The organism is Mucilaginibacter sp., from assembly GCF_039207105.1.
Taxonomy (GTDB): Bacteria; Bacteroidota; Bacteroidia; order Sphingobacteriales; family Sphingobacteriaceae; genus Mucilaginibacter.
Genome location: NZ_JBCECK010000186.1, coordinates 1 through 8,720, shown reverse-complemented (window position 1 = coordinate 8,720; position 8,720 = coordinate 1). Strand labels below are relative to the sequence as shown.

Annotated in this window: 8 protein-coding genes; 2 read left to right on the top strand and 6 right to left on the bottom strand. The window is 42.1% G+C overall.

The features are described 5' to 3' along the window. Positions 1 to 1,271: ABC transporter permease (locus tag AAGC65_RS22980; RefSeq protein ID WP_343114810.1), on the bottom strand; the 1,271-nt coding region annotated here is incomplete at its 3' end. 579 nt (positions 1,272 to 1,850) lie between these two features. On the opposite strand from AAGC65_RS22980, the gene AAGC65_RS22975 reads away from it, so the two are divergent. Further along, positions 1,851 to 2,459 (top strand): dihydrofolate reductase family protein, encoded by a 609-nt coding sequence (locus AAGC65_RS22975; RefSeq protein ID WP_343114809.1) that lies wholly within the window; start codon positions 1,851 to 1,853, stop codon positions 2,457 to 2,459. A 339-nt stretch (positions 2,460 to 2,798) separates the two neighbouring features. On the opposite strand, the gene trpC is transcribed toward AAGC65_RS22975, so the two are convergent. From trpC to AAGC65_RS22955, 4 genes are all read right to left on the bottom strand, one after another. Next, positions 2,799 to 3,581, bottom strand: a complete 783-nt coding sequence (trpC, locus tag AAGC65_RS22970) for an indole-3-glycerol phosphate synthase TrpC (protein WP_343114808.1) — start codon at positions 3,579 to 3,581, stop codon at positions 2,799 to 2,801. Positions 3,582 to 3,683: 102 nt separating this feature from the next. Then, positions 3,684 to 4,295, bottom strand: coding sequence for an aminodeoxychorismate/anthranilate synthase component II (locus AAGC65_RS22965; protein ID WP_343114807.1), 612 nt, complete (start codon positions 4,293 to 4,295; stop codon positions 3,684 to 3,686). A 75-nt stretch (positions 4,296 to 4,370) separates the two neighbouring features. Next, positions 4,371 to 5,780 carry an anthranilate synthase component I family protein gene (locus tag AAGC65_RS22960; RefSeq protein ID WP_343114806.1) on the bottom strand — a complete coding sequence of 470 codons (1,410 nt, stop codon included), beginning with the start codon at positions 5,778 to 5,780 and terminating at the stop codon, positions 4,371 to 4,373. 236 nt (positions 5,781 to 6,016) lie between these two features. Beyond that, positions 6,017 to 6,445, bottom strand: coding sequence for a cytochrome B (locus AAGC65_RS22955; RefSeq protein WP_343114805.1), 429 nt, complete (start codon positions 6,443 to 6,445; stop codon positions 6,017 to 6,019). Positions 6,446 to 6,637: 192 nt separating this feature from the next. Here AAGC65_RS22955 and AAGC65_RS22950 point away from each other — a divergent pair, with 192 nt between their 5' ends. Further along, positions 6,638 to 7,168, top strand: coding sequence for a DinB family protein (locus AAGC65_RS22950; RefSeq protein WP_343114804.1), 531 nt, complete (start codon positions 6,638 to 6,640; stop codon positions 7,166 to 7,168). Between the two features lie 116 nt (positions 7,169 to 7,284). Here the strand turns inward: AAGC65_RS22950 and AAGC65_RS22945 are convergent. Beyond that, positions 7,285 to 8,720, bottom strand: a 1,436-nt coding sequence (locus tag AAGC65_RS22945) for a 2-oxo acid dehydrogenase subunit E2 (RefSeq protein WP_343114803.1), incomplete at its 5' end; no start/stop codon positions are given.

Sequence of the window (8,720 nt, the reverse complement as noted above, 5' to 3'; positions counted from 1 at the left end):
TCATTACTAAAATTACCTTTAAGCACCTTGACAGCCTTAAAGGCCGACAAGTAAAAAGCCGGGTAACTGCCCGCCACCGTTCCGGTTATAAACACAATAGAAAAAAGCATTAGCCACAGGCGGTAATCTGACAGAAACGAAAACTGAATATCGGCCTCGGTAATTTGGTTAAGATAAGGCAGCGCGAGGTATAACAAGGGCAGGGCGATCAAAACCCCGATGAGCGATAACAGGAACGACTCGCTCAGGAACTGGATGATGAGGCTGTTCCGGCCTGCTCCTATCACTTTGCGCACACCAACTTCTTTGGCCCGTTTGGATGCCCGCGCGGTTGACAGGTTCATGAAGTTTATACAGGCAATAACCTGTATCAGTACCGCTATCAGTATCAATACGTATAAAAACGAGCTGCTTACCGTTTGGAAAGGTTCTGCCTCATACTCATGCGAGGTGTGTATGGCGGCCACGGGTTGCAGATTGATCACTTTGGTCATGCCGCGGCTCTTTAACTCCTGCCCGGCATACTTATTAATAAAGGCAGGCAGCTTTTTTTCGAGCACCGCAGGATTGGTACCTGGCTGTAGCTTTACGTAAGAGTTAGCATAATTATTACCCGACCACACATTGTTATTTTTGATATCCTCGGCATAACCGCTAAGCGCTATATAAACACTGCCTTGCAGATGCGATTGGCCCATGCTTTCATCTATTACCCCGGTCACCTTCAGGTTTTTTTTACCCCAGGTGTTGTTGATCTCAATTACTTTGTTGATCGGATCTTCTGTACCAAACAACTTATCAGCTACCGATTTCATGAGCACCACAGTATAGGGCTGCGATAGCGCGTTTGCCGGGCTGCCATTGGTAAAGTGATAGGTAAATACATCAAAAAAAGTGGAGTCGGCTAAAAATACTGCATTTTCATAAAAGGATTTTTCTTTATAGCGCAGCACATGCTGGCTTACGCCAAGAGTAGGTATTACGCGGGTAAATTGCGCCACCTCCGGGAAGTCGGCCTTCATGGCAGGCGCTATAGGTGGCGATGAAGTGGCGATCTTATGTTTATCGCCTGTATTATTGAGCATGGTTGTTATGCGGTAAATATCATTCGCGTTGCGGTAGTGCTTGTCATAACTGTACTGATGTGCCACAAACAGCACAATGTACAGGCAGCACAAAGTGCCCATAGCCAAACCAATAATATTGATAAAGCTGAAGGTTTTGTTTTTCAGCAAGGTGCGAAAAGCGGTTTTAAAATAACTTTTAAACATAACAAAAACATGTTTACGGTTTATGATCGTGAATGATACCGGGCATAATGTGCCAATAAAATGCCATTTTTGTAATTATCTGTAAAATAGATATTTATATATTATTATCTATTTTAATTCGTTCGCTTTTGATACAGGGGATGTTCGGTTATGGGAGAATGTGATGATTTCTAATTGCAAACTTTTACACTACTTTGTCATTCTGAGGGATAGCGAAGGATCTATTGTGGAACGATGCATATCGGCGAGCAGATTCTTCGCTATCGCTCAGAATGACAGGTATATAAAAAATACGGGTACTCTCACTGGCACAAGTTTGAAGGGATGACACATAGTTCTAAAAAAAATTGGAATCTATTTTGTGAACTTAAGAAGAGAGAATAAGATAAAACAATTATGTAATACTTACGAAGTTTTGAAAACTTCGTAAGTATTCTCTCCTCCACGCTCAAAGCTCAAAACGCACTGCTCATCAACAACAATTGGTTACAAGCTATAATAAGATATCTAAAAGAAAAATGGAACCCTTTTTGTCAGACTTAAAATAATTTATAGTAAGAATCTCAAAAACAACAGTATATGACAGCAGAAAAATGCAAAATAGTGGCCATAGAGCATCTTACACTTGATAGTGTATATGAAGCTCCGGCGTTTCCTGATGGTGATAGTCAAGATGGTTTTAAACACAAGGGCTGGGCAATGCCCCGCAGCAATCTTAAAATGCAGGAAATTATGGGTAAATATATGGCAAGCGGCTGGTCGTTACTGCTGGGCATGACCACTTATGAAGGTCTTTACGAAAGCTGGGCCATTAAACAGCCATCGAGCCCAATGACACATGCGCTCACAGGCGTTCAAAAGTTTGTTACTTCACACCGTGCCGACTACAAACTACCATGGGATAATTCAACACTACTTGCGGGAGAGGCTACCAAAACTGTTGCCCAACTCAAAAAAGAACATGATAAAACATTAATAATCTTTGGCAGCGGTATATTAATACATTCGCTTATGCAACGCGAACTTGTTGATGAATTTTTATTGATGATTCACCCGATAGTGCTGGGTAGTGGCCTCCGCCTTTTTGACAATAAATCTCCATTTACTCAATTTAAATTAGACAACACTATCACTACTGACACCGGAGTTATTGTTGCAGCTTATCAAAGGGATGAAGTTGAGCATTAATAAAAGCGCAAATATGAGGGTATGGTCAGATTAGTTGAAATATGTCACCATCATATTCCCGTTTTTTCACTATATTCATATCAAACAAACAGCCCGGATCCTGCTACAGGATACCGGGCTGTTTGGTAAAGATGAGAAAACACTCAAAATGAGCAGATCGTTCTTTTAAATAACTGAATAACAAATAATTGAAACTTTTTAAAGCTTAAAAAAGCACATCAAAACGTATTAAAACCACAAGATTTTGATCGTTTTTTAGGTTTTTTGCCACTTTTTCGATGAATTTTGAGCCTTTTTTGATTCAAAATTTGTTAAAATTTAACTTTAAAAAGTCTGGACTTATAATTGATCAACAAAATCTTTCATGGCCTGACCGGGGTCGGCTTGTTTCATGAAAGTTTCGCCAATTAAAAAACCGTTAAAACCGGCCAGCTTCAAATGGCGGATAGTCTCAGGATCGCTGATGGCGCTTTCCGAAATTTTCATAAACTCAGCCGGGATATGTTTAGCCAATTGGTACGAAGTATCAACAGATACGGTAAAATCGGTCAAATTTCGGTTATTTACGCCGATAGCATCTACATTAGGATTAATGCTGCGCTCTAATTCTTCCAGGTTATGCACTTCCAATAATACATTTAAACCAAGGCTCTTGGCCAGCTTAGCCAGGTTATCAATTTCGGCAGGGGTAAGTATGGCGGCTATCAGCAAAATAATATCGGCACCCATTGATTTGGCCTCAATTACCTGGTATTCATCAATCATAAAATCCTTACGCAATACCGGGATGCTGTTTACCGAACGGGCCTTAACCAGATCGGCCTTACGGCCCATAAAAAAGTTACGGTCGGTTAAAACTGAAAGGGCAGAAGCGCCTGCGCTGGCATACCCATTGGTAACAGTGCTAACTTTTACCTTATCATTAATAATGCCTTTTGAGGGCGATTTACGCTTAAATTCCGCAATGATGCCGGTGCGCTGCGGATCGAGCAAAAACTCTTTAAATGAAAGCGGATGGCGGTGAAAATATTCTGATTCTTCGAGCTTTACGTATGATACACGTTTTTTGGCAGATGCTACTTCCTTTTTCTTGTAGGCAACAATTTTATCAAGTATGTTCATGGTATAATATTATCTTAACAATATCATTACGATGCACATCGCAATAACGTTGCTATTTAGCGTTTTCATTAACGCAAAGTTATCATTATTTAACTACCGATATTAACTTAACCAGTTTTGCATGAGTTCTTTACCAAATTCTGTTAATATCGATTCAGGATGAAACTGAACGCCCCGCACGTCATATTCACGATGAGCCAGTGCCATAATGGAGTTATCCTCCTCGTCAATGGCGGTTACTTCCAGCACCTGCGGCAAATCTTTATCGCTTACTACCCATGAGTGGTAGCGGCCAACTTTAAAACTATCAGGTAAGCCTCTAAAAAGCTTTTCCTGGCTATCAGTAACCTTAATAGGTGTAGCTATACCATGCATGGGTTGCGATAAATTATACAAACTGCCGCCAAATACCTCGGCTATGGCCTGCTGCCCCAGGCATACGCCAAATATGCTTTTGGTTGGCGCGTATTTTTCTATCACTTCCAGCAGCAAACCTGCTTCTGAGGGTATGCCCGGCCCCGGCGAAAGGATGATCTTATCAAAGGCCTCCACATCGCCAATGGCAAATTTATCGTTCCTCCAAACCTCGCATTGCAGACCAAGTTCGTTAACCAAATGCACCAGATTATAGGTGAAAGAATCGTAATTATCAATTATTAATATGCCCCCCGGCCCCCTGAAGGGGGTGTTTGAGGTGCTCTGTTGCTCGTTCATTATATTATAATATCTTAATAAGAAATGATATGTCCAATCTTGTTTATAGTTCCCCCTTTAGGGGGTTAGGGGTCTCTACAGCTCCTCTGCCAATTCCACAGCCCTTCTTAGGGCGGCGATTTTGTTGTCAACCTCTTTCAGTTCGCTTTCGGCTACAGAGCCTGCTACTATACCGGCACCTGCCTGATAATGCAGTGTGTTGTTTTTGCTCAGGAACGAACGGATCATGATAGCATGGTTAAAATCGCCGTTAAAACCAAGATAACCGATAGCGCCGCTGTAAAAACTACGTTTGGCTTTTTCATTCTCATCAATAATTTCCATTGCGCGGTATTTTGGCGCTCCGCTCAGCGTACCTGCCGGATAGGTATCGGCCACAATTTTAAAGGATGAAACACCTGGTAGCAATTTGCCGCTCACATGTGATACCAGGTGTATCAGGTGCGAGTAATACTGAACTTCTTTAAAGGCTTTAACCTCTACCTGCTGGCAATGACGGCTCAAATCGTTTCGGGCCAGATCAACCAGCATCACGTGCTCCGCTGATTCTTTGGGGTCGTTTTCCAGGTTACGGGCTATTTCGGCATCCTTTTCATCATCGCCGCTGCGTTTAAAGGTTCCGGCTATAGGGAATATGCTCGCCACATTATTCTTGATGGTGATCTGTGCCTCTGGCGATGAACCGAAGATGCGGAAATCGCCATAATCAAAATAAAACAAGTAGGGTGATGGGTTGATAGAACGCAAGGCCCGGTAAACATTAAATTCATCGCCCTGGAAAGTTCTGGAAAATGCCCTGGAAGGCACTATCTGGAAAACATCGCCCCGGTAAATGTGCTGTTTCATTTTTTCAACAATGGCAATAAACTCATCGTTGGTCAGGTTTGATTGCTCAGCATCCTTGCTTTTGAAATTATATTCCGGGAAATTTTTGTTTTTGATCAGGTACTCCAGCTTCTCGATACCGCCGTTTGTTGGGCCATCAACAGCCTGGTTGTGGAAAATGTAAAGCTCGTTTTTAAAGTGATCAACCGCTATAATGTACCGGTAAATATGATATTGCATCACGGGAATCTGGCGACTTACATTATCGCTTTCCTTTAATTTGATAGTTTCAAAATGCTCTACCGCCTCATGCGTAAAATAGCCAAACAGCCCGTTTGATATGACCTTACCCGGATTAGCATCGGTTTCAAAGCTGCCAATAAACTGGTTGATCTGGTCAATTAGTTCAAAAGTTCCGGCTTCATGCGATTCCTGATTGCCATCGGGATATTGTTTTTTTAAAACTCCGTTGTTTAATACCAGGCCGGCAATAGGCTCGCAGCAAATATAACTCAGACTATTTTCACGGCTATGATAGTCAGAGCTTTCCAGCAGCAGCGAGTTAGGGAACACATCCCTAAGACGCAGGTAAATACTCACCGGCGTAGTGGTATCGGCAAGGAGCTTTTTATGAGTAGTTGTTATTTTAAATTTATTCATGTCTGTTTTTCAAATAGCGTATTAAACAAAAAAACCCGGCGAGTTGGGGGTCGCCGGGTTTCCTATTTAGGTTTACAATTGATTAGTGGTCTCTGACTAAAAAACGCAACCGGCTGCCAAATTTAATTGGTGCCACCAGCTGTTTGTATGTGTGTTTTTAATCATCGCGGTCACAAATTTATAAAGAAAAATGAATTACCAAATTTTTTCTGAAATTATTTATTAGCTAAATCCTATTAGCTACGTGGAATTAGTATAATACCCGCTGCAATTATAATTAAGCCCAATAAATAAAACGTAAAAATGGCTTTATGCTTAGCTTGCGGCAACGGCGCTTTCTTTGATTTACTATGACCAATAGTGATCAGCACTATGGCCACCACCATCATGATCCAGTGCTCTGCTGTAAAATAACGCAATGTTTTTTGTTGCATAGCTTCTTTGGTAAACTGTACAAACGGACTTATAAAGTACAACACAATACCAATAAGCAATTGCGTATGTGCCGATATCAGGGCAAATAAGTTGAGCTTGCGGTTCCTGTCAGTATACGGGCTGTTACCTGTTAAACCAACCAGTGCGGCTAAAATGGCCAGTACTATAAATACAAGTACCAAATACCTGAAACCGGAGTGAAGATGCTGGAGAAAGCTATAAAACGTCATAACGTAAATTTTTGCGTGAATATACAATAAAAGCAAAAGCTGTAAAAGCATGCGGGTTATTTGACAATACGTTAACGGTACGGCATAAACAGATTGTCGCAAATGGCCCCGCCAATTGTCTTTTTTACCACCTACACCATAGCGGCCATTGTCCCGACATTTGAATTAGCAACAATACTCAACAATTAAATCATGGAAACACCCAAAAGCACATTAATACAGCCCCTACCGGTTTTGATAGGAGCAACGGCTCAGGATATGCTCAATACTTTTGCACTTACCCCCGTTGATGACCTGAACCGTGTTCCGTTTAAAGGAAGCTGGACCGCCGGTCAGCTGGCCGAACATGTTATACTATCGCTTTCTTTAGGCACAAAGGTTATTGAAGGCAACACACAAGCTACAGACAGGGCGCCCGATAAACATGTGAAAGATGTAAAAGACCTGTTTCTAAATTTTGATCTGAAATTTAAATCAGCACCGGACATTACCCCCGCCGATAAGCCTTATGATAAAGATACCCTTAGCACCAGCCTAAAAAAACTATTTAATGGCCTGATCAACCTTGCACAAACCAAAGACCTTACCGATACCTGCTTAGCTGCGGAGTTTAAAGGAATAGGCTATTTAACCGGCCTGGAATGGGCATATCAACAGGTTTATCATACACAAAGGCATATTCAACAGCTAAAGGATATACAGGAGCATTTAGGGGTTAATTAAGATCTGCATAGTTCGCGATTGCTTCGTCGTTCCTCCTCACAATGACAAAAAAATCAAAACAAAAAAAGAGCGGTGAGATAACCCCACCGCTCTTTTTAAATATGTGCAATCCATAATTAGATCAGTAACCTTACAGGCTCTTCTAATAATGATTTTAAGGTTTGAAGGAACGCGGCACCTGTTGCGCCATCAACCACACGGTGATCACAACTTAAGGTAACTTTCATGATGTTACCCGGTACCACAGCACCGTTTTTAACAACCGGAACTTGTTGTATACCGCTTACCGCAAGGATACAAGCATTTGGTGTGTTAATAATAGCAGTAAACTCATCAACACCAAACATACCTAAGTTCGATATGGTGAAAGTTGAGCCTTCCATTTCGTTAGGTTGTAATTTTTTAGATTTTGCTTTACCTGCAAATTCTTTCACCTCAACAGAGATGTGGCTTAATGATTTACCATCGGCAAATTTAATAACCGGTACCAACAGGCCTTCATCTACAGCTACGGCAACACCAATGTGGATGTGCTCGTTAGTACGGATCTTATCGCCCAGGAATGATGAATTAATAGCTGGATGTTGTTTTAAGGCAACGGCACAAGCTTTTAATACAAAATCGTTAAATGATATTTTAACCGGAGCAACATCATTGATGCGGGTACGGGCAGCAATAGCCTGATCCATATCAATGCTCATGGTTACATAGAAATGCGGCGCGGTGAATAAGCTTTCGCTCAAACGGCGGCTGATAGCCTTACGCATCTGGGTAACAGAACGCTCGGTGAATTTTTCTTCGCCGGTAAAGGTTGGTAAAGTGATCGGAGCTTTTGCAGGAGCAGCGGCGGCGGCAGCTTCTGTGCTTGCCGGAGCAGCTGGTGCAGCAGCCGGAGCTTTAAACTCTTCAATATCTTTTTTAATGATGCGGCCGTTTTCGGCACTGCCTTTTACATCATTCAGGTTAATGCCTTTATCTTTAGCTATTTTACGGGCAAGCGGTGATGCTTTAACACGGCTGTCATCAGCACTTGACGCAGCAGGGGCAGCATCGGCAGTTGTGGTTTTAGCTTCAGGAGCAGCAGCTTCAGCAGCTGGTTCCGCAGCAGCAGCATCGCCACCGTTATCTTGTAATAAAGGAGTAATATCTGTACCCTCTTTACCTACAATGGCTATAATGCCGTTAACTTGTGCAGCTTCGCCTTCTTTTACACCAATATATAATAGTGTACCGGCTTCATAACCCACCACTTCCATAGTAGCCTTATCGGTTGCTACATCAGCCAGTGAATCATCCGCTTTTACTTTATCACCAACTTTGAAGTTCCATTTTTCAATGGTACCCTCGGTCATGGTATCGCTTAAAAGCGGCATGCGTATTACCGTAGCCGGGATGCTTGATAGGTCAACCTTTGGTGCAGCAGTAGCCGCAGGTTTTTTATCAGCAACCGGTGCTGGTTCAGCAGCTTTTTCTTCTTTTGCAGCTGGTTTACTATCACCATCGGCAAGCGCGGTTTTGTAATCTTCGCCTTCTTTTCCAATTACGGCAATTA